Raw genomic sequence first — 21,871 nt, 5'->3', positions numbered from 1 at the left:
ACTCATACGATATGGCTCATGCGGATACCTGCGTGGACTGAGGACGAGCTGCTGCTCGCTGGGGCGCTCGTCGTGAAGAACGGCTGGCGGGAGCTGCGCACCAACGACCCGGAGGTACGAGAGCTGTCGGAGCTCCTCCGCTCGCTGCCGATCCACGAACCGGAAGTACTCGCCCTGCCCAGCTTCCGGTCCCCCGACAGTGTCAGCCGCAAGACCACGGACTTCGCGAGCAACCACAGGCACTACACAGGCAAGGCCACCCGGTGCGGCAAGCCCACGCTGCTCATGATCGACGCCTTCACCGAACGTGAGGCCGAGATGCTCCAGGCCGCCCGAGCCGTCGAAGACGGCATCAGCTCGGGTGAGTTCCATCTCATCCCCCCACAGCCCGACGAAGTCGACGAGCTGGGTGTCAGTGCCGTCGAGGGACGCCTTCTCGTCCGCCGGGCCCTCGCCCGCGAGCGGAACCCGAAGCTCCGCGCTCGGAAGATCGACCAGGTACGGCGACGCGGAGGACCTCTGCGGTGTGAGGTCTGCAACTTTGACTTCGCCCACACCTACGGAGAGCTGGGCGAGGGATACATCGAAGTGCACCACGTCACTCCCCTCCACACTTCCGGAACACGGGAGACCAAGCTCGACGACCTCGCATGCGTCTGCGCCAACTGCCACCGCATGTGTCACAGGTGCCGTCCCGGAGAATCCTGGCGCACCCCGGCCGCCCTGCGGGAGTGGATGCGCAAGTCCGCATCGGATGACACCCACTAGGCCGCGTCCGCTTCGGCTTCGTAGTGCATCTGCGCACGGTCGAGGACGTCATCCGGGTCGAGGCCGCGGGCAGCGGTCCAGTGGAGCAGGTCTGCGATCAGCTCGACCGCTGACTCGGTAAGGCCCGCGTCACGCCCTCTCCTCTGCAGCGCGCTGCCCCTACCGGTGCCTGGGTAGTTCTCAAGCGCAGCCGCGGCCCGCTCGATGCGTCGGCAGGCAGATCCCGTGCCCATCGCGATCTCGCACCAGACCGCTTTCCCTGCCGCCGTCAGCGCTGTGCCCCAATCGACCGCCAGTGACGCCAGCAGGTGCAGGCCTCTGCCGCACACGTCATCGCTGTCGGGCGTCCTCGGTGACGGCGGTGTCCGGCTCTTGTCATGGACTTCGAGTCGGAGCCGCTCTCCTCTCCACTCAAGGATCAGGGCTGCTGACACGCCTTCGCCGACGTGCTTGACGACGTTGGTGGCCAGCTCCGTGACGAGCAGCTCTGCCTCGTCGACTGCGACCGGCATCCCCCATTGGCTCAGCTGCTTCACGGCCGCTCTCCGAAGAAGACCCACTTCCGCCGGCACCGCTTCGAAAGGCAGAACACAGCGGAGTCGGGGTTCGGTGACTTCGTAGCCGGACACGACTACTCCTCCCTCCCAGGCCACGCACATGCTGCGCCTGCCGTATCCGTACGACTGCACTGCGTAGCGATCTAAGAGCAAGCATGGCACGGAGAAATCTCGCTGTGTAACTTCTCACGAGAATCCATCGGGTGAATCTGACGTCGCCTGGCACCTCGGCTGCCTAGCCTGATGGGGATCTCCGGGCCCGCAGCCCGGCCCATGGCGAAGGAGCCACATGTCCGAACGGACCACCACCCGTCGCCGCCAACTTGGAGCGATGATGCGCAAGTTGCGCGCCCGCAAAGGGCTGACCCTGGAGGAAGCCGGGCAGCTCGTTGGCGTGTCAAAGGCGACGGTCAGCCGGTACGAAACCCAGGCCGGACCGGTCAAGTGGCTCGTCGTCGATGCGTTGTGCCGTGAGTACGGGGCAACCGATGCCGAGCGCAACGCTGTTGTCGGCATCGCCAAGAACGCTAAACAGCAAGGCTGGTGGAGTTCCTTCGCGGACTCCATCCCAGAGAGCATGAACTTGCTGCTCACGCTTGAGGACGAAGCTGTGCGCGAGAGTCACTTCGGGTGTGTCTACGTCCCTGGCCTTCTGCAGACGCGCGCGTACAGCACGGCGCTTCAGAAGGCCAACGAAGTACCCCTGGAGCAGCCGGAAATCGAGCACCTGGTCGACATCCGTATGAAGCGGCAGGAGATTCTCACCCGCCCGAAGCCGCTACGTCTGTGGGCGATCCTCGACGAGTCCGTGATCCGGCGTGTCGTCGGTTCACCTACGACCATGCGGGAGCAACTCGACCGGCTTCTCGAAGCGAACGAGTCTCCTCACATCACGCTTCAGGTACTGCCTTTCGCCAAGGGGGCCCACGCCGCGGCGCTGGGCAGCTTCGTCATCATCGGTGGCCCCGAGCCGGCGCTCGATGTGGTCTACGTCGACTTCCACACCGGTTCCCTCTTCCTGGAAAAGGACGAGGAACTGGAGCGATACAGACTTGCGTTCGAGTACCTCCTGGCGCAAGCGTTGGACATGGAAGCTTCCTCCGCCATGATCCACCGCGCCCGCAAGGAGCTCTGAATGTCTGCCGGTCCCCAGCCTGTCTCCGAGCCTGTCTGGTTCAAGTCGTCGCACAGCGGCGGTAACACGACTGAGTGCGTGGAGGCTGCTTTCGTTCCGTCAGGGGTGCTAGTGCGGGACTCCAAGGCGCCAGGCGGCCCTCATGTCAAGGTATCGGCCGACGCCTGGTGCAGGTTCGTGGGCAATTCGGTGCCGTGATCGCTGAGGGCTTGCCTCAACGGTCAGAGCTGACGGGCGGAGCGTCCTGAGAGCGACCAGAAATCCGACCCCTCTCCGCCTCCAAGGTCGTAGAGGATATCCGCATGCCGAAGACCACACAGCTGCGTACGTACACCGTCCGGGAGGGCCTGCTCGACGAGTGGGTGGAGCGGTGGCGGGAGGAAATCGTGCCGTTGCGGCTGGAATTGGGGTTCGCAATCGGAGGGGCCTGGGTGGACCGGGAGCACAGCCAGTTCGTCTGGCTGATCTCGTACGACGGTCCGGAGACGTTCGCCGAGCGCAACGCGCTGTACTGGGCGTCGCCCGAGCGCAAGGCCATGGGCCTGGACCCGGACGACTACCTTGTCCGCACCGAGGAGCGCACGGTGGAATCGGTCTACTGATTCATCTACTGCTTCAAGCGGTCACGCGGGGTCGAGCGGCAGAAGATGCTGCCGCCGTTCCTCGCGGGTCAGGGTACGGAAGACCCTTCCCCGGGCGGTCGCCTCCAGCTGGTCGTGGTCCGGCTCCGCCCGCCACACGCGCGCCGTCCCGTCGGCCGAGCCCGTGAGCAGCAGTGTGCCGTCCGGGGACCAGGCCACGGAGGTCACCTTGTCCTGGTGCACACCGACGACGGCGATCTCCTCAAAGGAGGCGGCGGACCAGACACGTACGGTGCGGTCGTCCGCGCCCGTGGCGATGTGCCGGCCGTCGGGCGACCAGGCGACGGCGCGGAGCCGTCCCTCGTGCCCTTTCAGCGCCTCGATGCGCCGTCCGGTGGCGACGTCCCACACGGCGGCCGTCCAGTCGCCGGAAGCGGTGGCGATCCTCAACTCGTCCGGGGACCAGGCGGCGTCCTCCACGTAGTTGTCGTGGCCGCGCAGCACGGTGAACTGCAGCCCCTCCCCGATGTCCCACAGTCGGCACGTACGGTCGTCGGAACAGCTGGCGAGCAGCCGTCCGCTCGGCGACCAGGCCACACGGCCCACCCAGTCCTGGTGTTCCGTCAGCTTGAGCAGCTCGGTCCCGTCCGACGCGGACAGGACACGCACGGCACCGTCGTGGCCACCGGTGGCGACCCGGCCGCCGTCCGGAGACCAGGCGCAGCCCTCGATGACCTCGCCGTGTCGCTCGAACAGCGTGCCGCCACGCCCGGCGACGATCCGGAACAGGCCGTCGTTGGCGCTGAACGCGAGCCGTTCCCCCTGCGGAGCCCAGGCAACGGCCCAGGCCCGGTCTTCCCCCTCGATCACCGGCCCGGCCGGAACACCGGTTACCGCGTCCCACACCCGTACGGTGCCGTCGTCCGAGGCCGTGGCGAAACGGCTGCCGTCGCCGGACCATGCGGCCTGGTTCACGGGGCCGCGGTGTCCGTCGGCCAGTACGGCTTCGGCGCCACGCGGGCGCAGGTCCCACACCATGCCGCTGCCGTCGGTGGAGCTCGTGGCGAGCATGGTCCCGCAGGGTGACCAGGTGACGCCCCACACCGTGTCGGCGTGGCCTCGCAGCACGGCCAGGACCTTGGCGTCCTCGGTGCCGACGATGCGCACCGTGCGGTCGGAGGAGGCACTGGCCAGCATCCGCCCGTCCGGCGACCAGGCCAGGTTCCACACGTAGTCGGTGTGTCCTCGCAGCAGCAGGCGCAGGTCGCCGGTCCCGGCGTCCCAGATGCGGGCGGTGTGGTCCCCGGAGCCGGTGGCGATGTGCCGTCCGTCCGGTGACCAGGCGATGCCCTCGACGAAGTCCGAGTGGCCGGTGAGTGTGGTGGCCGCCGTACCGGTCGTCAGGTCCCACACGATCGCGGTCTGATCGTGGGAGGCGGAGGCGAGGCGGTTGCCGTCCGGTGACCAGGCAACGCCCCACACATCCTCGCCGTGCCCGTGCAGTTCGTGCACGAGCCGCCCGGTATCGGGCTCCCAGACCCGTACGGTCCGGTCCTTGGAGCCCGCCGCGACATGGCGGCCGTCCGGCGACCAGGCCACCTGCCTGTTGAGGTCTCCGGCGCCGGTGAGCAGCCGGACCGGCTCCCCCGAGGCGGCATCCCAGATCCGAACGACACGGTCACGGCCGACGGTTGCCACCCTCGCCGAGTCCGGTGACCATGCGACGGACTCGGCCATGACGCCGTCGCACGGCAGTACCAGGAGTGGACGTCCGGAGTGCGCGTCGAAAACGCGGCCGGTGCCGTCCCTGGACGCCGTAGCCAGCTTGTGGCCGTCCGGGGACCAGGCGACGTGCCGGACGGTGTCTGTGTGTCCGTCGAGCCGGGAGCGGAGGTGACTCGCCGCCAGCGCCGCCATCAGCCCGCGCCTGGCCGATGGCGTGGGCGTGCACTCGCCGAGTGCGGCGAGCGAGAGCAGCAGGGAGCGCTCCGGTTCGCTCTCCGCGTGAAGAAGCACCTGTCGGCCGATGCTGTCGGAGACCCGGCTCAGGAAGGTCAGGTCGCGGCGCTGCGAGGATTCGACGAGCGCGCGGGCGGGTGCGGACGCCTGCCCGGATTCCTCCAGTGCTTCGAGCCAGCGCCGGGCAGCCGTGAGGCGTTCCCCGGTGAGGAGGTAGTCGTCGCTGCGTCCGGCCCGCTCCCAGTCGGCCGCCCACCGCTCCAGTTCGGCGCGCTCGCGAAGCCGTTCGGCCCGCGCCTCGACCTCCTGCCGCAGCGGGGCCCACTGACGGAAGAGGGCCTCGTGTGTCACCTGCGCGCAGGGCTCGCTACCAGTTGCGGAGCCGCCGCCCGTGACGTCGGTGCGCAGCAGCCGCGCCTCGACGAAGGCGTCGACGACATGGCGGTCCCGTTCGTCGAGTTCGGACAGCGGCACATGACGGCGGGCCACGTCCTGGCCCTCCACGGTGACGAACCTGAGCAGGACGCGGAGGACGAAGTCGATGCCGACGCCCGCCCCGAGCCCGGCCACGGCGTTGTCCGCCTGACGCGCCAGCGCGCCGGGTACGCCACCGAGCCGCCGGTACAGCTCCTCGGTCACCGTCCCGCCAGGCCCCGCGACGAAGTACAACTCCTGGAGGAGGTAGGCGAGCAGCGGTAGTGCGTCGTCCGTCCCGGTCTCGCTCACGATGGAGTCGACGACTCCGGGCTCGAAGCCGAGGCCGACGAGGGCCCCGGGGCTCTTCACGACTTCGACGAGCTGCGCTCTGCCCATTGTGCCGATGGCGACGGGGTGCTGAAGGAGGTCAGCCTGTCCGGTGCCGAGGAGCCTGCCGAGCAGGTCCACCCGGAGGGTGACCAGAACGCGGACCGCCGGGTCCTGTTCCACGCAGGTACGCAGCGCGTTGAGGAACTGGGCGCGTTCACGTTCCCCCGCCAGGGTGACGACCTCCTCGAACTGGTCGACCACGAGGAGTATCCGCCGGAACCGGCCGCCGCGCAGCCGCGACAGCTCGGTTCGTAGAGCGTCCGGCCCCTGGCGCAGCCTGCGCAGTACGGCGCTCGCCGGTTCCTGCCCGTCGGCGGCGGCCGCCAGCGCACCCGCGAGGGCGCCCAGCGGGTTGAGGCCCGGGGCGAAGGCCGGTACGACGGTCCAGCGGCGTTCCCGAAGCCTGGGCATCACTCCGGCCCTGACCAGCGAGGACTTGCCGCTCCCGGACGCCCCGACCAGCACCAGGAACCGTTCCGCGGGGCGGGTCGTGGTGGCGTGCAGCCTGCGGGTCAGTTCGGCGGCCTGTGTCTCCCGGCCGAAGTAGACGGCGGCCTCGTCCTCGTCGAACGCGTCAAGTCCCGGGTACGGGACCCGGTCACGCGGCCAGTCGATCCGGGCCGGCGCGGGATTCTCCAGCCGGTAGACGACGACCTGCCCGACCACCAGGGCCACGATCAGCAGGCCGATGGCCGGAACGGAGAACCGCTGAATCGCCTCCAGCACCCAGGGAACATCGTCGGTGCTGGTCGCGTAGTTGGTGGCGATCCCAAGCAAGCAGGCGACCAGTGCCAGCATGACCTGGAGCGCGACCTGCATACGGTTCCTCATCGGCCACCACTCACGACCGCGTCGTCACCAGCCAGCACCGCTCAGCCCCCGTTTCCCCGGACTCGAAAACCCGGCGTTGTGTCATTCCGCTCCCGCTCCTGCTCATGACCATCTTCTGGGGCTTCGCAGGCGCGCTCAACGGTGCGAATGGGTTTCGGCCATGCGCGGCGGAGCCGGGGCCACGTCCACGGGAACCTTCACATGTTCCCCTCCTGTGGATGCGCGAGCGGAAGGACCATGGCGCACAGCTGAGGGGCTCCCTCGAACGGCACCGCCTCACCGACCAGCGTGTATCCCCAGGTCTCGTACAGAGCGACGACTTTGACGTGGTCCTTGTGTACGAGCAACGTCGCCCGCTGCTCTCCTCTGGAGGCGAGCAGCTCGTCGTGAATGCGTCGAGCCGCGCCCGTACCGCGCCATGGCATTCGGATCATCAACTCGGACAGGGCGAACGTACGGGTCCCGGTCTCGGTGACGAAAGAGGCGGGGAGAGGCGGGGAGACCTTGGTCCACCATGTCGTGGACGGACTGAGCGGAGCACCGTAGGCGTATCCGACGGGCCGCTGCTCCGGGTCACGGGCGAGTACGCAAGCGAAACTCTTGTTGGCGGACCAGTGGTCCACGAACCTGGCAAAGGCATCACGTCCGGCAAGCGGATCGTCGCTGCCCGCGTAGACCTCGTCGTGGATGTCCAGGAGGAGCTCGCGGATCGAGCGCGCGTCACCGTGTCCGTAGTGCCGCAGGTCGAGTTCGGTGTGCGTGGTCATGTGCGTCCTCCCTGAGAGCGGATGACTTGCGTGACGCGTTCAAGACGGGCAGCGATGCGAGTGCTGGAGACAACGTCCATCCGGATGCTGGAAGCTGTCGCCGACGCCCTCTCGTATTCGCCCTGGACAACCTGGAGTTCGGCCAGCAGCACGGTGTAGTAGGCGCGGTTGCGGGTGAAGCGTTCGTCGAGAAGACCGAGGGTGCGCGTCGCGTGTCCTTCTGCGTGGACGTACTGACCGGCGCTCTGGTGGGCGATGGCCGCGAGGCCAGCCAACTCCGCATGGGTGAGGAAGCGCAGCCAACTTGGGGTGCCGGTCACCTCCACGCGGTCGTAGGTACGTTCGGCGGCGGCCAGATGGCGGCCCATGCTTTTGGGGTCGCCGGTCTGTGCCAGGCAATCGGCAAGCCGTGAGTGCAGGAGCGAAGAAAGCAGCGGGTGGTTTCGCACGTGCCGCTCGGACAGCGCGGCACGGTTGATCCGAGCTGCTTCAGCGGGTCGCCCCGCGTGTTCGGCTTGCGCAGCAAGGTCGGACCAGGCTCTGGTCACAGAGACTGGATCGCGGGCCAGCAGCGCGGCCTGGAGTGCTTCGTTCCGTAGCTGGGCCGCTCTCTTGTGCTGCCCGCAGTCGTGGGCCGACCAGCCTGCGCACGCCGCGACTTCAGCCATGGCCCGGTTCAGTGCACGTTCGACGCGTTCTCCGTAGACGCAGTGATCCAGGGCGTGCCGAAGGCGCATCAGGTACTCGACCGCCACGTCGATCAGGGCGCCGCCACCGAGCCCGTTGAAGTGTGCGTCGAGCCGGGAAATCGTCCCCTGGATCCTTTCGATGTCGCTGGAGCCGAGACGGCCGTGCCCCGGCGTCTGATCGATGCCGAGCGTGGCGACGAGAGCCCCGGCGATGAATGTGCGGCGCTGCAAGGCGTCCGGATTCCTCACCGGCACTGGTCCCGCTGGGGTGGGGAGGGGTTTCGACGACTTGCGCTCCAGGAACCCCATGGCCTCTGGGCCTCGGCCGAAAATCTCCTGGAGTGGAAGAAGATACTGAGTCCACGGCCGTTGAACATCGCCTGCGATCCAACGGCGCACGTGACGGTCCGTGCAGTTGGCGGGCTTGGCGAACAGGTGCTCAGCTGTCCTGTTCACCTCGTCAGCGAGCTGTTCATGGGTGAAGCCGAACTCCGCTAACAGCGCTTCGAGAGACGTGTTCCGCCTGCTGTTCACTTCGTGCCCCCATCAATTCTTCTTCGAAGGTAGTCCTACCGGCCAACGCCGCCAGGTGAAACTGTCCGGTCGGCGGCACGCAGCTTCCCCAGTTCTGTCCTGATGACGGACAGGGTGCCTGCGGTTTCCTCGTGAACGTGAACGGCTCAATCGACGAGGGAGCTACGGTGCTGACGTCAGCCGACCAGTACAGACTGACTTCCGAGTGGCTCGCTCGGGCGCATCCGGTGCCGCAGCAGGCCCACACCGAGTGGTCGCTGCAGGACGTGGCGCTGCTCCCGCTCAGCACGCTGTTCGCGGCGGTACGGCTGCCGGGTGAACTCGTGCACGCCGCCATTGGCTGCGAGGAGCCCGGCCAGGTGGCCGTCGCCCTGCGGGAGCGGTTGCAGGGGCCCGTCATCCACGATCACCGCACCACGGGACCGACGTACTACGTGCTCATTCAGTGGCACGCCGGCCTGGTCTGGGACTACGCCGAAGCGGCGCCCTGCTTGTACGGCGACACATATCTGGGCGTCCCCCGTCTCGACCGGCTGGAGCCGCCGGGAACCTACTGGGTCGTTCCACCGCGCTACGACGGTGACCTGTGCAGGCCCCAGCTCGTGCGCGAACTCGTCGACGCCGGGAGGCGACAACTCGCTCCGGAAGAGCCGGAGTGATCTCGCTCCATCGACCCCACCCCCACTGTGAGGTGAATCAGTGATCCACACACCCCTGTTACTCCCCGCCAACACCTTCTGTCTGACCTCGTCCAGTAGCACCACCAGTTCGAAGGAAGCCATCCGATGACCCCCACCGCCGTCGCCACCCGACCCCGCACCGGCCGTTCCCTCGTCACCGACGCCGAGTTCGACACACTCGCCGCGTTCTGTGCCGACGAGTACGGCCTGGAGCGCTGTGTCGCCGACCAGGTCATCGACCAGGCGCTCGCGCTCGTCCACGTGATGGGGACAAGCGGTGAGGGCGCGAACATGGCGCCCTCGCAGCAGATCGACCCGGGCTGGCACACGCTCATCCTGCACACCGGTTGGTACGCCGACTGGTGTGAGCGCAGTTTCGGCTACTACCTGCATCACCAGCCGAACGCCAAGGTCCGTACGCGCGGGCTGATGGTAGATGTCGTCGGCCGCCTGCGCGCGGCCGGGTTCGAGGTCGATGAACGGCTGTGGGGTACGGCCGCCGACTGCAACCCACCGGCCTGCTGCGGGGACGGCGACGGCTGCTGAGTCCCGAGCGCCAATCACTGCGGGTCGGCCGTCCTGTGGTCGGCCCGCTCCTCCCACGCGAGAACGGACTCGCCCTCGTGTCCCTCACCGAGCTGACCGCGACCAGTCGCGTGACCGTGTTCCCCCTCGAAGGACTCACCGTCGCGTACACGACCCAGTCCAGCGACGCGCGCGGGCTCGGGGACATCGGGCTCGTCACCGTTGTGGACGAACAGGCGGACGGCGACGAGCTGTGGCGCCTCGCCCGTGATCTCGGCGGTCGCACCCAGGGTGCGGACCAGGCTCGCTGGATCCTCACACAGGCAAGCCGCGCCCGCATGGTCAAGACGTACATCGATCTGGCGGACGCCAAGTGGACGGCGCTCATCCGGCGCCGTTTCGCGCTCGACGCGCTGTTCGCCAACCACGAAGTCCTCATGACCGGGCGGATCGCACTGCCGGGCTCGGCAAGGATGATCCCATGAGCCCGAGCAGTGGTCCGCCCGCGGTGTACCTGGACGGGAGGACGGACAACCACCTCGTACAGGCTGGGAGGTGTGGTCCAGCGAGCGGATCAGTGTCCAGTTCTTCCTTGCTTGCCGTGGTTTCGGAGGTGGCGGGCCGGGGAGTCACGGTGCGGCGGGCTCGCATTGTGTCCGAGCCGGTGAGCCAGTACATCCGGTTCGAGTACGAGGTGACCGACGGACTGAACATCGCCGCAGAGTCGGTCCGGGGGCTTGGCGTACCTCACTCCGCCTATCGGCCGCCCTGGGATCGGCCCGTCCCGCCCTTGCCAGGCTGGGTCTGGGGGATGTCCCTGAGAAACACGATCCCGTCGAGCGAGGCCACGTGGGACGGGTCCAGCGGCGCGTAGCCGTAGTAGGGCGAGACTCGGAGGGTCGGCGGGCGGTCGTGCAGGGCCTTGCTCAAGCGCGGGGCGTCGATCAGGTAGAGGGTGTCCGGGAAGTCGTACAGCAGGCCCTCGAGGGTGGTCGGGGATGGGGTGGTCACCCCGCGGTGGGGGATCGTGCCCAGGGCTGTCGCCAGGAAGGCGTAGTCCTGGTTCAGGTGGGTTTCGACCAGGGCGCCCGCGCTCCACCAGGCGTGGTGTCGGCCTGCCATGTGCAGGGTGCTCCGGGGGCGTTGGAGGTGGGCGTTGTGGGCGTGGGCCAGGGTGGGGGTGTGTTCGGTCAGGGCCAGGAGGTTGTCGGCCATCATGCGGGCGCGTAGGGCGAGGAGTTGGGCCATGCGGTCCTCGGAGAGGGTGGCCATGGCCGCGTGGTAGCGGAGGAGGCCGGTGGCCGTGCGGGCGTGCAGGTGGGCTCGGGTCCAGGTCTCCCTGGGTCCGGGCGCAGGCACCTGTGTGGCGAGAAGGGTCGTCAAGTCGTCTGTCAGGAGGCGGAGTTCCTTCGCCTCGGGTGAGAGTCCGTGTGACTCCTTCGGGTTCAGCATCGCTGCCGGGTTGGTCCAGAGGGTGTCCGGGCCCAGGAGGTCGTCCAGTCTGGACGCGGCGGGGAGCAGGTCGGGGGCCACGCGCGGTGCGAGGTAGGTGTGGAGTGCGGTCAGGGCGCGGCGGGGGCTTTCGGCGCCCGTGATCTCCAGTGGGCCGTCGAAGCCGGCGAAGTGGATGTGGTCCGTGGTGGGGCGGGAGGCGTTGTGGGTGCGCATCCAGCGGACCAGGTCGCGGTTGGCCGCCGACGCGCCGAAGCCGTGGGTGAAGCCGTGCTCCATGACCTCGTCGAGGGTGCCGGTGCCCCGTGTGACGTGGTCGTCGACCAGTTGGGCCGCCAGGCAGTCGGTCTCGAGCGCGATCGTCCGGTAGCCCCCCTCTTCCACGAGCCCGCGGAAGAGGTCGTTCCGGAGGTGGAGGAGAGGGTCCTCGCCGTGGGCGGGCTCGCCCAGGGCGAGGAGTCTCGGGCGGCGCTTGAGCAGCCTCATCACGGAGGGCGCGTCCACGGGATGGGCAGTGTCCTTGATGTCGGTCGTCGCCATGCCTTCAACGCTATCGTTGAACTTTCGGTTGAGACTTTCGGTGAAGGAAGCGGCGGAAGCAGCAGAGGGCATGGGGCGAGAGTTTCAAACGAGTGGGCGGCTTCGGCCGGTCGATCTGGCGCGTGAGCACGGGTTGTCCACCCAGGCCGTCCGGAACTACGAGGAGGACGGGATCCTTCCCGCCGCCGGGCGGACCGCGCACGGCTATCGCACGTACACCCCGCTGCACGCGGCGGCGTTGCGGGCCTTCCTCGCGCTGGTGCCGGGGCACGGTCATCGGACGGCCGCGGCGATCATGCAGGCCGTGAACGAGGGGGCGGAGGCCGAGGCGTTTCGGCTGATCGACGAGAGTCACGCCCAGCTGCTCGACGATCGCCGGACTCTCGAGGCCGTGGAGAGTGCCCTTCGGGAGCTCCAGCTCCAGCCCGTGGAGGGCAGGGCCGCGTCGGCAGGCATGGCCGCCGGAGGCGGTACGACCTTCATCGGGCCGCTCGCGCGGAAGCTGCAGATCCGGCCCGCGACGCTACGGGCCTGGGAGCGGGCCGGGGTGGTGCGGCCCCGGCGTGACCCGCGGACCGGGTACCGGGTCTACGACGACGCCGACGTACGGGATGCCCGGCTGGCCCATCAGCTCAGGCGGGGCGGCCATCTGCTGGAGCAGATCGCGCCGTTGATCGCGCGGGTGCGGGCGGCCGGCGGGCTGGAGCCGCTGGAGTCCGCCCTGCGCGACTGGCACGGGCGGCTGTCCGCCCGTGGCCGCGCGCTGGTGGCCGGGGCCGCCGAGCTGGAGGCGTACCTGCGGGCGAACGGATCCCGGGGCGGGGCGGCGGGAGGGCGGTGACCTCCCGTACCGCCGCTCATGGCGGCCTTCCGGCTGTGAGCCACGCCACGGGAACCGGTCCCTCGGCCCGGAGAGGTACAGGTGTGAGATCTGTGAGGTCCGACGATGACGACGACGGGCGGCTGCGCGGGCGGGTGCGGGACGGGGAACGTGAGGCGTTCGCCGAGCTGTACGAGCTGTACGCCACGGCCGTCCATCACCATGCCCTGCGGCTGACCGGCGACTGGTCGGCGGCCGAGGAGGTCATGTCCGAGACGTTCCTGGCCGCTTGGCGGGGGCGGGAGGACGTGGAGGCCGAAGGGGGGTCACTGCGGCCCTGGTTGTTCGGGATCGCCACCCACAAGGCGCGCAACGCCCACCGGAGTCTGCGGCGCCGGCTCGCCTTCCTGGCGCGGCGTCCCGCCGAGGAGGCGGTCGACGATTTCGCCGAGGACGTCGCGGGGCGGGTGGACGACACCCGGCGCCTCGCCGAGGTACGGCGGGTGCTGGGGCGGCTGCGGCAGCACGAACGCGAGGTCATCGCGCTGTGCGTGTGGGGCGGGCTCGACTACGCCCAGGCCGCAGAGGCGCTCGGGGTGCCCGTGGGGACCGTACGGTCGCGGCTGTCGCGGGCCCGGGCGCGGCTGCGGACGTTCGTGGAGCAGGAGGAACGTACGGCGGAAAAGTCCCGTAGGGGATTCATGGAACCGATCGTGCGTCGCGGAGAGGTAGAGAGCGAGGCCGCGTTCGTGGCCCTGCCCCTTCAGGAGGAAGCCCGATGAACGAGCACGAAGAGCGGGAGGAACTGAGCCGGCTGCTGCCGGTCGTTCCTGTCGAGCGGGGGCTTCCTGCTGAGCGTCACTCTCACCACAAGGACGTACTGATGCAGCTCATCGACCGGGATCGCCGCCGTCGGACCTCGCCGTTGCGGCTCCCGAGGCCCGCTCTCGCCCCCGCTCTTGTCGCGGGGGCCGTCGCCGTCGCGCTGGCCGCCGGGCTGACCGTCGGCATCGGTGCGGGGCAGGACGGCGGCGGTGCGGCCGCTCGGCCCGGTGCCGGCAGTGGCAGTACGGGAGGGGGGAGCCGTAGCGCCGCCGTGACTCTCGGCCGGATCGCCGCCGTCGCCCTGCGGACCGATGTCACGCCGGTGGGCGAGGACCAGTTCGTGTATGTGCGCAGCAGGACGGCCGACAACGAGGGTGTCTTCGACGGACCCGTCAAGCTGGGGAAGCTGCGGGAACGGCAGGTGTGGTTCTCGCAGCGGGAGGAGTCCACGATCGACGTCGGGCTGATCCGCGAGTACGGGCAGGACTGGCCGATCGAGGTGGGCGTGCCGGACGGCACGGATCCGAAGGACGCCGGGCTTCCGGCCGGGATCGAACGGCCCACCTACGCCTGGCTCGCCTCCCTGCCCACCGATCCGGCCGCGCTGCTGAAGCTGCTCTACGCGCGGACGCCGGGTGGCGAGGACGACGGGGACCGGGACCAGGTCGTCTTCGACCGGATCGGCGACCTCATCGGGGAGCAGATCCTGCCCTCCGCCACCGCGGCCGCCATCTACCGGGCCGCCGCCCGCATTCCCGGTGTGACCGAGCTGCCCGACGCCGTCGACGCGGCGGGACGGCACGGGATCGCCATCGCCCGCGTGGACACCGCCGCGGGGACCCGTACGGAGTGGATCTTCGACCGTACGACCCTCGACTACCTCGGCGAACGCACCGTCTTCAGCCGGGACACCAAGCGGGGCCGGAAGGGGGCGGTCCTCTTCACCAGCGCGGTGCTGGAACGAGCCGTCGTGGACAAGCGGGGCCAGGAGCCGAGTGGGCGGCGGCGGGTCTCGCGGAGCTGACGCCGGCCGGGGTCAGGGCCCGCGCGTCGAGTACGGGTGGTTAGCCTCGTAGCGAGGAAGCGCAAAAGCGCGATGGCGCGATGGCGCGATGGCGCAGAAGCGGTATAGCGCAACGAAGAGAACGACCTTGCGGAGGAGGCAGGCATGGCGAGGGTTCCCAGCGCGGTGATCGCGGCCGGTGGGCTCGTCGGTGGGTACGGGGTGGCCCGGTGGACGAAGAAGCGGCAGCTCGGCGGGGTGGTGCTGGCCGTCGCGGGCGCCGCTGCCGCGCAGCAGTGGCGGGAGCGGGCGGGCGGGAAGGCCGCGGGGGCGCTGGGCGCCGCGTATGTCGCCGCCTTCGCCGGGTCGCATCCGCTGGCGAAGAAGGTGGGCGCCTGGCCGGCCGTGTTCGGGGTGGCGGGTGCGGTCGCGCTGGCATCGTGGGCGGTGGCGGACCGGCAGGGCTGAGCCGGGAAACCCTCAGCGGCTCTCCGCACCCTCGGCACCCTCCGCACCCTCGTCCGGTACCCACCGCAGCACGTCGCCGGGCTGGCAGTCGAGGGTGCGGCAGATCGCGTCGAGGGCGGTGGCGGACCGGCAGGGCTGAGCCGGGAAACCCTCAGGAGCTCTCCGCACCCTCGGCACCCTCCGCACCCTCGTCCGGTACCCACCGCAGCACGTCGCCGGGCTGGCAGTCGAGGGTGCGGCAGATCGCGTCGAGGGTGGTGAAGCGGACCGCCTTGGCGCGGCCGTTCTTCAGTACGGCGACGTTGGCGGGGGTGATGCCGACGGCCTCGGCGAACTCGCCCACCGACAGGCCGCGCCTGGCCAGCAGCAGGTCGAGGTCGACGACGATCGCCATCAGACCACCTCGGCGATCTCGGTCTGCAGGTCGGTCGCCTTGCGCAGCAGCCCGCGCATCACGACGACGAGCATCGCGAACGCCGCGCCCACCCCGACCGCCAGCCCCGCCGCCCCGAGCGCGCCGATGATCTGCATGGCGCCGTCGGGCGCCGGGATGTCGGCGAAGGCCAGATGGCCGGTGACCCCGAGCGCCAGCAGGGTGGCGGCGACCGCGGCGCCGATGATGACGTCGACCCAGCGGAAGGCCCGCGCGGTGAAGATCGCGTCGCGTTCGATCATGCCGAGCAGCATCCACATCGCGACGAGCACGACCTGGACGCACACGATCCCGAGGATCGCCACGGTGGCGTAGGGCAGGGCGAAGGGCTCGTACGGCGGGAACCGGTCGACCTCGTCGGCCGCCGTACCGGGGACGACGACGATCTGACCGAAGAGGCCGCCCAGGAAGGCGGCGACGATGCCGGCGCGCAGCGCGGCGACGAAGAGTCGATGCATCTATCGATTGTCGATCGAGACCTATCGAAATTCAATAGCTCTCTAGGGGAACTCCCTACGCCGGATGCGCGTCCGCCCCTGCCTGGAACGACCTCTGGAACGACCTCCGGTACCCCTGTGGGCTCGTCCCCACCACGCGGCGGAAGCGTTCCCGGAACGCCGTCGGGGAGCCGAAGCCCGCCTGGGCGGCGATCCGTTCGACCGGGTGGGCCGTCGTCTCCAGCAGGTACTGCGCGCGCCGCACCCGTGCCCGGTGCAGCCACTGCAACGGGGTCGTGCCGGTCTGTTCACGGAAGCGGCGGTGGAGGGTACGGCTGCTCATGCCGGCCTGCTCCGCGATCAGGTCCAGCGTCAAGTCCTGTGCGCAGTGGTCCTCCAGCCAGGACAGCAGCGGCTCCAGAGTGGCCCCGGCGGGCGCCGGCGGCAGCTCGTGGACGATGAACTGGGCCTGGCCGCCCTCCCGTTCGAGCGGAATCACCGACATCCGGGCCGCGTGCGCGGCGACCGCCGAACCGTGGTCCCGGCGGATCATGTGCAGACACATGTCCAGGGCGGCGGCAGCGCCCGCCGAGGTGAGGAACTGGCCGTTGTCGACGTAGAGGACGTTCGGGTCGACGGTGACCCGCGGGTAGCGGGCCGCCAGGTCCTGCGCGGCGATCCAGTGGGTCGTCGCGCGCAGGCCGTCCAGCAGGCCGGTCGCGGCGAACAGGAACGCGCCCACGCAGATCGAGGCGATCCGCGTGCCGTGCGCCGCCGCCTCGCGCAGCGCCTCCGCGACACCCGGCGGCAGCACCTCCGGCGGCTGCGCGACCCCCGGCAGCACGATCGTGTCCGCCTCCGCGAGCGCCTGAAGGCCGTACGGCGCGCGCACGGTGAACGCCCCCGCCCGCACCTCCCCGCCCGGCTCGGGTGAGCAGACCCGCACCCGGTAGGCCTCCCGGCCGTCGGGCAGCCGGGCCCAGCCGAAGGTGTCGATCGGGGCGGACAGATCGAAGGGGACGACCCCGTCCAGTGCCAGTACGACCACGGTGTGCATGGCGAGAGCGTACGCATACGACGGATTCCCGCCGATCGGGGCTGCGGCGACCCCGGGCACACCGGTCGACCGTCGGCGAGAATCCGTCGGTCCCTGGCAGTCCCGCCACTTCTCCGTGATCACCGCGCCGCCTAGCGTCGGGCCGTGACCAAGTTCCTGCTCGCCGTCCATGTCCTCGCCGCGATCGTCGCCGTCGGTCCCGTCACCGTCGCCGCCAGCATGTTCCCGCCCGCCGCCCGCCGCTTCCTGGCGGCGCCCGACGACGAACGCGCGGGCGCGACCGTACGGCTGCTGCATCGCATCTGCCAGGTGTACGCGGCCGTCGGCATCGCCGTCCCCGTGTTCGGGTTCGCCACGGCGGGCGCGATGGGGGTGATGGGCGACACCTGGCTGATCGCGTCGACCGTGCTGACCGTGCTGGCCGCCGGGGTGCTGCTGGTCCTCGTCCTGCCCCGGCAGGAGGTCCTGGCCGAGGGCGGGGGCGCGCCGGAGACCACCGTCCGGCTCGCCATGTTCACCGGGATCTTCAACCTGCTGTGGGCGACGGTGACGGTGCTGATGATCGTCCGGCCGGGGTCGACCACCGGGGTGTAGGGCCGGTTTTCGTTATCCCGCGGCACGCCGTCCGTCTCCTCGGGCATGCACCTGACTCGACCTCTCCAGATCAGCCGCCGCGGGATGCTGAAGGCCGCCGGGGTGGCCGCCGGGGCCACCGCCCTCGGTGTCACCGCGGCCCCCTCGACGAGCGCCGCGAGCACCGCGGGCTACGCCCACCCCGGGCTGCTGCACACCCGCGCCGACCTGGACCGGATGGCCGCCAAGGTGAAGGCGGGCGCCGCGCCCTACACCGCCGGATACGCCAGGCTGACCGCCAACGGACGCGCGCAGAGCGGCTGGACGCCCCGCCCGCAGGCGACCGTGTACCGGGGATCGGGCTCGCCCGAGAACTACGCGCTGCTCTACAAGGACCTCGCCGCCGCCTACCAGAACGGACTGCGCTACCACGTCGGCGGCGACACCGCGCACGCCGACACCGCCGTCGCCATCCTCAACGCCTGGTCCGGGACGCTCACCTCGCTCGCGGGGTCCGCCGACCGGTTCCTGGCCGCCGGGCTGTACGGCTACCAGGCCGCCAACGCCGCCGAACTCGTCCGCGACCGGCCCGACTTCGAACGCGAACGCTTCCAGAAGATGCTGCGGACCGTGTTCTCGCCGCTCAGCGAGAGCTTCCTCGTCAGCCACAACGGCGCGGTCATCACCAACTACTGGACCAACTGGGACCTCACCGCCATGGCCTGCGTCCTCGCGACCGGGATCTTCTGCGACGACAGCGCCAAGGTCGAGCAGGCCGTGGAGTACTTCCGGCACGGCGCCGGACTCGGCTCCGTGAAGAACGCCATCCCCGTCGTCCACGAGGACGGCCTCGCCGAGTGGCTGGAGGCCGGCCGCGACCAGGGGCACGCGCTGCTCGGGGTGGGGCTGATGGGGACCGTGTGCGAGATGGCGTGGAACCAGGGCATCGACCTGTACGGGTACGACGACAGCCGGTTCCTCAAGGGCGCGCAGTACGTGGCCAAGTGGTGCATGGGCGGGAAGGTCGCGTACACCGCCAACACGCGTCGCAAGGGGGCCGTGAACGGGTGGTCCGGGAGCGAGACCGCGTCCGCCGCGGCCGGGGTGGACCCGGCGATGACCCGGCCCATCTGGGCGATGATCGCCAACCACTACACCAAGCGGCGGGGGCTGTCGGCGCCGTATCTCACGCAGATCGCGGCGAAGGCGGCGCCCGAGGGCGGGGGCGGGGACTACGGGCCGAACAGCGGGGGGTACGACCAGCTGGGGTTCGGGACGCTGGCGTTCACCCGGGACCGGGTGACCGTCGCCTCCGGCGGTTCTGCCGCACCGTCGGCGTCGGCGTCGGCATCGGCATCGGCCACCGCTTCGGAGCCGTCGGGTACGCCCTCGGTGCGTGCCGGTGGCGACAAGAACGGCAGGAGCCGCGACCTCGCCGCCACCGGATCCACCGAGGTCGTCGGCTGGACCGCCGCCACCGGGATCACCGCTCTCGCCGGGGGACTGCTGCTGTTGCGCCGACGGAACCGGGGCAGCGCGGGAAGCTGAGCAGGCCCTCCCCGGCCGTACGGCCTACGCCCCCAGCGCCCGTGCCACCGTGTAGATCAGCAGGCCCGCCAGGGAGCCCACCACCGTGCCGTTGATGCGGATGAACTGGAGGTCGCGGCCGATGTGGGCCTCGATCTTGCGGGTGGTGTGCTCCGCGTCCCAGCCCGCCACCGTGTCGGTGATCAGGGAGGTGATCTCCTTCCGGTACGTCGTCACGACGTGCACCGCCGCGCCCTCCACCCAGCGGTCGACCTTCTCCTGCACCTTCGGCTCGGTCGCCATCCGCGCGCCCAGCGTCAGCAGCGAGGCCCGCACCCGCAGCCGCAGCTCGCTGCGCTCGTCCTCGGCCGCCGCGACGATCATGGAGCGTACGGCGGTCCAGGCGGACGCGATCAGGTCCTGGACCTCGCCCCGGCCCAGCACCTCGCCCTTGAGCCGCTCCACCCGCGCCCGGGTGTCCGTGTCGGACTGGAGGTCGGAGGCGAAGTCGCCGAGGAAGCGGTCCAGGGCGCCCCGGGCCGGGTGGGAGGGCATGTCCCGCATCTCGGCGCAGAAGCGCAGCAGCTCCTTGTAGACGCGCTCGCCGATCCGCTTGTCGACGAAACGGGGCGTCCAGCCGGGGGCGCCGCCCTCCACCGCGTCCATCACCGAGTCGCCGTGCAGCACCAGCCAGTCGTAGGCCCGCGCCACCACGAGGTCCACCGCCCGCCGGTGCCCGCCGTCCGCGACGATCTTCTCCAGCATCTTGCCCATGCCCGGCGCTATCTCCTGGGCGTCGGCGCGCCGGGTGATCGCCTCGCCGACCACCGCCTGGACGTCCGAGTCGCGCAGCACGGTCAGGGCACCCCTGAGGGCCGTCGCCAGCTCGGCCGTGACCCGGTCGGCGTGCTCCGGCTCGGCCAGCCAGGAACCGAGCCGGGTGCCGATGCCGACGGCGCGCAGCCGCTGCCGTACGACGTCCTCGGAGAGGAAGTTCTCCCCGACGAACTCACCCAGCGAGACACCCAGCTGGTCCTTCTTGTTCGGGATGATCGCCGTGTGCGGGATGGGCAGGCCCAGCGGACGGCGGAAGAGGGCGGTGACCGCGAACCAGTCGGCCAGCGCGCCCACCATGCCCGCCTCGGCGGCCGCGGCCACATACCCCGCCCAGGGGCCGGCGCCCTGGTGGGACGCCCACTCCGCGAGGCCGTACACCACGGCGACGAACAGCAGCAGCCCGGCGGCGGTCAGTTTCATCCGCCGTACGCCGCGCCGCTTCTCCTCGTCGGCGGCGCTGAAGACGGTCATCGCGCGCGCCGGGGTCTTCCCGGTCGGTACCGCATCCGTACGATCCATCAACTCCACCCGTTCCCCGTTCCCCGGTCCCCCGTGTCCCGCACGCAAATATTGTCCCTGCTTGACCGACTCCCGGAACGGAACAGGAGTTCCCGACGTCATTCGTACGGGGGATCTCGACGGTGACCTCCTGCGCTGTCCGCCGGAGCCGCACGCTCCCGCACCGAGGAGAACCAGACCGGCATGACCAGGCACAAGGGCTATGCACTGCTGTGCGCGGTCGTCGCACTCGTCGTGGCCCTGTCCGCCGCCATCTACGCGGCCGCCGCCGCCGACCACGGCCCCGGCCCGCGCACCGGCAGCGCCCTCGCCGCCCCCGCGGCACCCCCCGGCGGGGCCGGGTCGGCCGCGCCCGCCTCGACCGGGGTGTGGGTCGGCACCTGGGGCACCGCCCCCGTCGGCGGCGAACCGGGCACCGAGACCACCGGCATGGCGGGCCGCACGGTCCGCAACGTCGTGCACACCAGCGTCGGCGGCACCAGCGCCCGCGTCACGCTGTCCAACCTCTACGGCACCCGCCCGCTGACCGTCACCCACGCCACCCTCGCCGTCGCGGCCGGCCGGCACGGCCCCGCGACGGCCCCCGGCACCCTGCGCCGGCTCACCTTCGGCGGCGCCGCCACGGTCACCGTCCCGCCCGGCGGCCAGACCGTCAGCGACCCGGTCCCCGTCGCCGTCCCGTACGACTCCGACGTCGTCGTCAGCACCTACACCCCCGCCTCCTCCGGCCCGGTCACCTACCACCCGCACGCCCGGCAGACCAGCTATGTCGCCGACGGCGAGCACACCGAGGACGAGAGCGGCACCGCCTACACCGGCACCACCGCCCACTGGCGCTACCTCACCGCGCTCGACGTCCTCGGCCCGGAGGCCGACGGCACCGTCGTCGCCCTCGGCGACTCCATCACCGACGGGGTCACCGCCACCGCCGACGCCGACCGCCGCTGGCCGGACGTCCTCGCCGACCGGCTGCGCACCGCCGCCCGCTCCGGCGCGGACACGCCCCGCTACGGCGTCGTCAACGAGGGCATCAGCGGCAACCGGGTCCTCGCCGACGACCCCCGCCGCGGCGCCAGCGGCCTGCACCGCTTCGCACGCGACGTCCTCGGCCGGACGAACGTCAAGGCCGTCGTCGTCGACCTCGGCGTCAACGACATCCTCCGCGACCCGGGCCGCGCCGACCCCGACGCGATCGTGGCCGGTCTGCGCACCCTCGTCGACCGCGCCCACGCCCACGGCATCAAGGTCGTCGGCAGCACCCTCACCCCCTTCCACGGCCACCGCGGCTACAGCACGGCCCGCGAGGACGTACGCCGGCGGATCAACGACGCGATCCGCGAGGGCGGGGTGTTCGACACGGTCGTCGACTTCGACAAGGCCCTGCGGGACCCGTACGACCCCCGCAGCCTGCGCCCGGAGTACGACTCGGGGGACCACCTCCACCCCAGCGACCTGGGCTACCGCACGATGGCGCAGGCTCTGGACCTGGAGGACCTGGCGGACCTGGCGGACCTGAAGGGCTCAGCCGTCAGGACCTAGTGCCGCGG

25 protein-coding genes are annotated in these 21,871 nt (G+C 70.5%); 15 read left to right on the top strand and 10 right to left on the bottom strand.

The annotated features are described in order from the left end of the window. Positions 1-18 precede the first annotated feature (18 nt). Positions 19-768 carry an HNH endonuclease gene (locus AQJ64_RS19300; protein WP_055634232.1) on the top strand — a complete coding sequence of 250 codons (750 nt, stop codon included), beginning with the start codon at positions 19-21 and terminating at the stop codon, positions 766-768. On the opposite strand, the gene AQJ64_RS19295 is transcribed toward AQJ64_RS19300, so the two are convergent. Next, positions 765-1,397, bottom strand: a complete 633-nt coding sequence (locus AQJ64_RS19295; RefSeq protein WP_063788730.1) for an ATP-binding protein — start codon at positions 1,395-1,397, stop codon at positions 765-767. The genes AQJ64_RS19300 and AQJ64_RS19295 overlap by 4 nt on opposite strands. Positions 1,398-1,614: 217 nt before the next feature. Here AQJ64_RS19295 and AQJ64_RS19290 point away from each other — a divergent pair, with 217 nt between their 5' ends. The 3 genes from AQJ64_RS19290 to AQJ64_RS19285 all read left to right on the top strand — a co-directional run bounded on the left by AQJ64_RS19290 (position 1,615) and on the right by AQJ64_RS19285 (position 3,062). Then, positions 1,615-2,460, top strand: a complete 846-nt coding sequence (locus AQJ64_RS19290) for a helix-turn-helix domain-containing protein (protein ID WP_055634234.1) — start codon at positions 1,615-1,617, stop codon at positions 2,458-2,460. Beyond that, positions 2,461-2,658 carry a DUF397 domain-containing protein gene (locus AQJ64_RS46110; protein WP_079061785.1) on the top strand — a complete coding sequence of 66 codons (198 nt, stop codon included), beginning with the start codon at positions 2,461-2,463 and terminating at the stop codon, positions 2,656-2,658. It begins immediately after the preceding gene. Positions 2,659-2,762: 104 nt separating this feature from the next. Beyond that, positions 2,763-3,062 (top strand): NIPSNAP family protein, encoded by a 300-nt coding sequence (locus tag AQJ64_RS19285; RefSeq protein ID WP_055634235.1) that lies wholly within the window; start codon positions 2,763-2,765, stop codon positions 3,060-3,062. Between the two features lie 21 nt (positions 3,063-3,083). Here AQJ64_RS19285 and AQJ64_RS19280 read toward each other — a convergent pair whose 3' ends face one another. The 3 genes from AQJ64_RS19280 to AQJ64_RS19270 all read right to left on the bottom strand — a co-directional run bounded on the left by AQJ64_RS19280 (position 3,084) and on the right by AQJ64_RS19270 (position 8,628). Then, positions 3,084-6,626, bottom strand: coding sequence for an nSTAND1 domain-containing NTPase (locus AQJ64_RS19280; RefSeq protein ID WP_055634236.1), 3,543 nt, complete (start codon positions 6,624-6,626; stop codon positions 3,084-3,086). A 209-nt stretch (positions 6,627-6,835) separates the two neighbouring features. Further along, on the bottom strand, positions 6,836-7,405 hold the full coding sequence (locus AQJ64_RS19275) for a GNAT family N-acetyltransferase (protein ID WP_055634237.1): 570 nt from the start codon (positions 7,403-7,405) through the stop codon (positions 6,836-6,838). Further along, entirely contained in the window at positions 7,402-8,628 is a 1,227-nt protein-coding gene (locus tag AQJ64_RS19270; RefSeq protein WP_157880942.1) for an NsdA family TPR-like regulatory protein, read from the bottom strand. Before AQJ64_RS19270 ends, AQJ64_RS19275 begins: the two co-directional genes overlap by 4 nt. Positions 8,629-8,795: 167 nt before the next feature. Between AQJ64_RS19270 and AQJ64_RS19265 the strand changes: the two genes are divergently transcribed. From AQJ64_RS19265 to AQJ64_RS52065, 4 genes are all read left to right on the top strand, one after another. Further along, positions 8,796-9,287: a hypothetical protein gene (locus AQJ64_RS19265; RefSeq protein WP_055634239.1), complete on the top strand. Its 492-nt coding sequence runs from the start codon at positions 8,796-8,798 to the stop codon at positions 9,285-9,287. 126 nt (positions 9,288-9,413) lie between these two features. Then, entirely contained in the window at positions 9,414-9,854 is a 441-nt protein-coding gene (locus AQJ64_RS19260) for a glycine-rich domain-containing protein (protein ID WP_079061784.1), read from the top strand. Between the two features lie 77 nt (positions 9,855-9,931). Further along, positions 9,932-10,318 (top strand): hypothetical protein, encoded by a 387-nt coding sequence (locus AQJ64_RS19255; protein WP_055634250.1) that lies wholly within the window; start codon positions 9,932-9,934, stop codon positions 10,316-10,318. Then, positions 10,315-10,707, top strand: coding sequence for a DUF6879 family protein (locus AQJ64_RS52065; protein ID WP_159060301.1), 393 nt, complete (start codon positions 10,315-10,317; stop codon positions 10,705-10,707). Before AQJ64_RS19255 ends, AQJ64_RS52065 begins: the two co-directional genes overlap by 4 nt. Here the strand turns inward: AQJ64_RS52065 and AQJ64_RS19250 are convergent. After that, positions 10,590-11,825 carry an erythromycin esterase family protein gene (locus AQJ64_RS19250; RefSeq protein WP_055634240.1) on the bottom strand — a complete coding sequence of 412 codons (1,236 nt, stop codon included), beginning with the start codon at positions 11,823-11,825 and terminating at the stop codon, positions 10,590-10,592. The two genes, AQJ64_RS52065 and AQJ64_RS19250, sit on opposite strands and share 118 nt — an antisense overlap. A gap of 70 nt (positions 11,826-11,895) precedes the next feature. On the opposite strand from AQJ64_RS19250, the gene AQJ64_RS19245 reads away from it, so the two are divergent. From AQJ64_RS19245 to AQJ64_RS19230, 4 genes are all read left to right on the top strand, one after another. Beyond that, positions 11,896-12,666: a TioE family transcriptional regulator gene (locus tag AQJ64_RS19245; RefSeq protein WP_055634241.1), complete on the top strand. Its 771-nt coding sequence runs from the start codon at positions 11,896-11,898 to the stop codon at positions 12,664-12,666. A gap of 122 nt (positions 12,667-12,788) precedes the next feature. Next, on the top strand, positions 12,789-13,427 hold the full coding sequence (locus AQJ64_RS19240) for an RNA polymerase sigma factor (RefSeq protein WP_055634251.1): 639 nt from the start codon (positions 12,789-12,791) through the stop codon (positions 13,425-13,427). Continuing rightward, positions 13,424-14,494 carry a CU044_5270 family protein gene (locus AQJ64_RS19235; protein ID WP_055634242.1) on the top strand — a complete coding sequence of 357 codons (1,071 nt, stop codon included), beginning with the start codon at positions 13,424-13,426 and terminating at the stop codon, positions 14,492-14,494. The genes AQJ64_RS19240 and AQJ64_RS19235 overlap by 4 nt, the downstream gene beginning before the upstream one ends. A 144-nt stretch (positions 14,495-14,638) precedes the next feature. Beyond that, positions 14,639-14,941, top strand: coding sequence for a hypothetical protein (locus AQJ64_RS19230; RefSeq protein ID WP_055634243.1), 303 nt, complete (start codon positions 14,639-14,641; stop codon positions 14,939-14,941). Between the two features lie 12 nt (positions 14,942-14,953). On the opposite strand, the gene AQJ64_RS51760 is transcribed toward AQJ64_RS19230, so the two are convergent. The 4 genes from AQJ64_RS51760 to AQJ64_RS19215 are packed head-to-tail and all read right to left on the bottom strand — an operon-like array spanning position 14,954 to position 16,868. Next, a complete protein-coding gene (locus AQJ64_RS51760; RefSeq protein ID WP_240512629.1) occupies positions 14,954-15,109 on the bottom strand; it encodes a helix-turn-helix domain-containing protein in 156 nt (51 codons plus the stop codon). Next, complete coding sequence (locus AQJ64_RS51755) at positions 15,093-15,335, bottom strand: helix-turn-helix domain-containing protein (RefSeq protein ID WP_055634244.1); 243 nt, start codon at positions 15,333-15,335, stop codon at positions 15,093-15,095. Before AQJ64_RS51755 ends, AQJ64_RS51760 begins: the two co-directional genes overlap by 17 nt. Then, positions 15,335-15,832, bottom strand: coding sequence for a DUF2975 domain-containing protein (locus AQJ64_RS19220; protein WP_055634245.1), 498 nt, complete (start codon positions 15,830-15,832; stop codon positions 15,335-15,337). Before AQJ64_RS19220 ends, AQJ64_RS51755 begins: the two co-directional genes overlap by 1 nt. 55 nt (positions 15,833-15,887) lie before the next feature. Further along, positions 15,888-16,868, bottom strand: coding sequence for a GlxA family transcriptional regulator (locus AQJ64_RS19215; protein WP_079061781.1), 981 nt, complete (start codon positions 16,866-16,868; stop codon positions 15,888-15,890). Between the two features lie 144 nt (positions 16,869-17,012). Here AQJ64_RS19215 and AQJ64_RS19210 point away from each other — a divergent pair, with 144 nt between their 5' ends. Further along, positions 17,013-17,462, top strand: a complete 450-nt coding sequence (locus AQJ64_RS19210; protein ID WP_055634246.1) for a hypothetical protein — start codon at positions 17,013-17,015, stop codon at positions 17,460-17,462. Positions 17,463-17,507: 45 nt separating this feature from the next. Further along, entirely contained in the window at positions 17,508-18,989 is a 1,482-nt protein-coding gene (locus AQJ64_RS19205) for an alginate lyase family protein (protein WP_244902670.1), read from the top strand. A gap of 24 nt (positions 18,990-19,013) precedes the next feature. On the opposite strand, the gene AQJ64_RS19200 is transcribed toward AQJ64_RS19205, so the two are convergent. After that, on the bottom strand, positions 19,014-20,324 hold the full coding sequence (locus AQJ64_RS19200) for a DUF445 domain-containing protein (protein ID WP_079061801.1): 1,311 nt from the start codon (positions 20,322-20,324) through the stop codon (positions 19,014-19,016). 183 nt (positions 20,325-20,507) lie between these two features. On the opposite strand from AQJ64_RS19200, the gene AQJ64_RS19195 reads away from it, so the two are divergent. Then, complete coding sequence (locus tag AQJ64_RS19195; RefSeq protein ID WP_059202799.1) at positions 20,508-21,863, top strand: SGNH/GDSL hydrolase family protein; 1,356 nt, start codon at positions 20,508-20,510, stop codon at positions 21,861-21,863. Positions 21,864-21,871: the final 8 nt, after the last annotated feature.

The sequence above is a fragment of the Streptomyces griseoruber genome (assembly GCF_001514205.1).
Classification (GTDB): Bacteria; Actinomycetota; Actinomycetes; order Streptomycetales; family Streptomycetaceae; genus Streptomyces; species Streptomyces griseoruber.
This window is presented reverse-complemented; position numbering and strand designations above follow the sequence as displayed.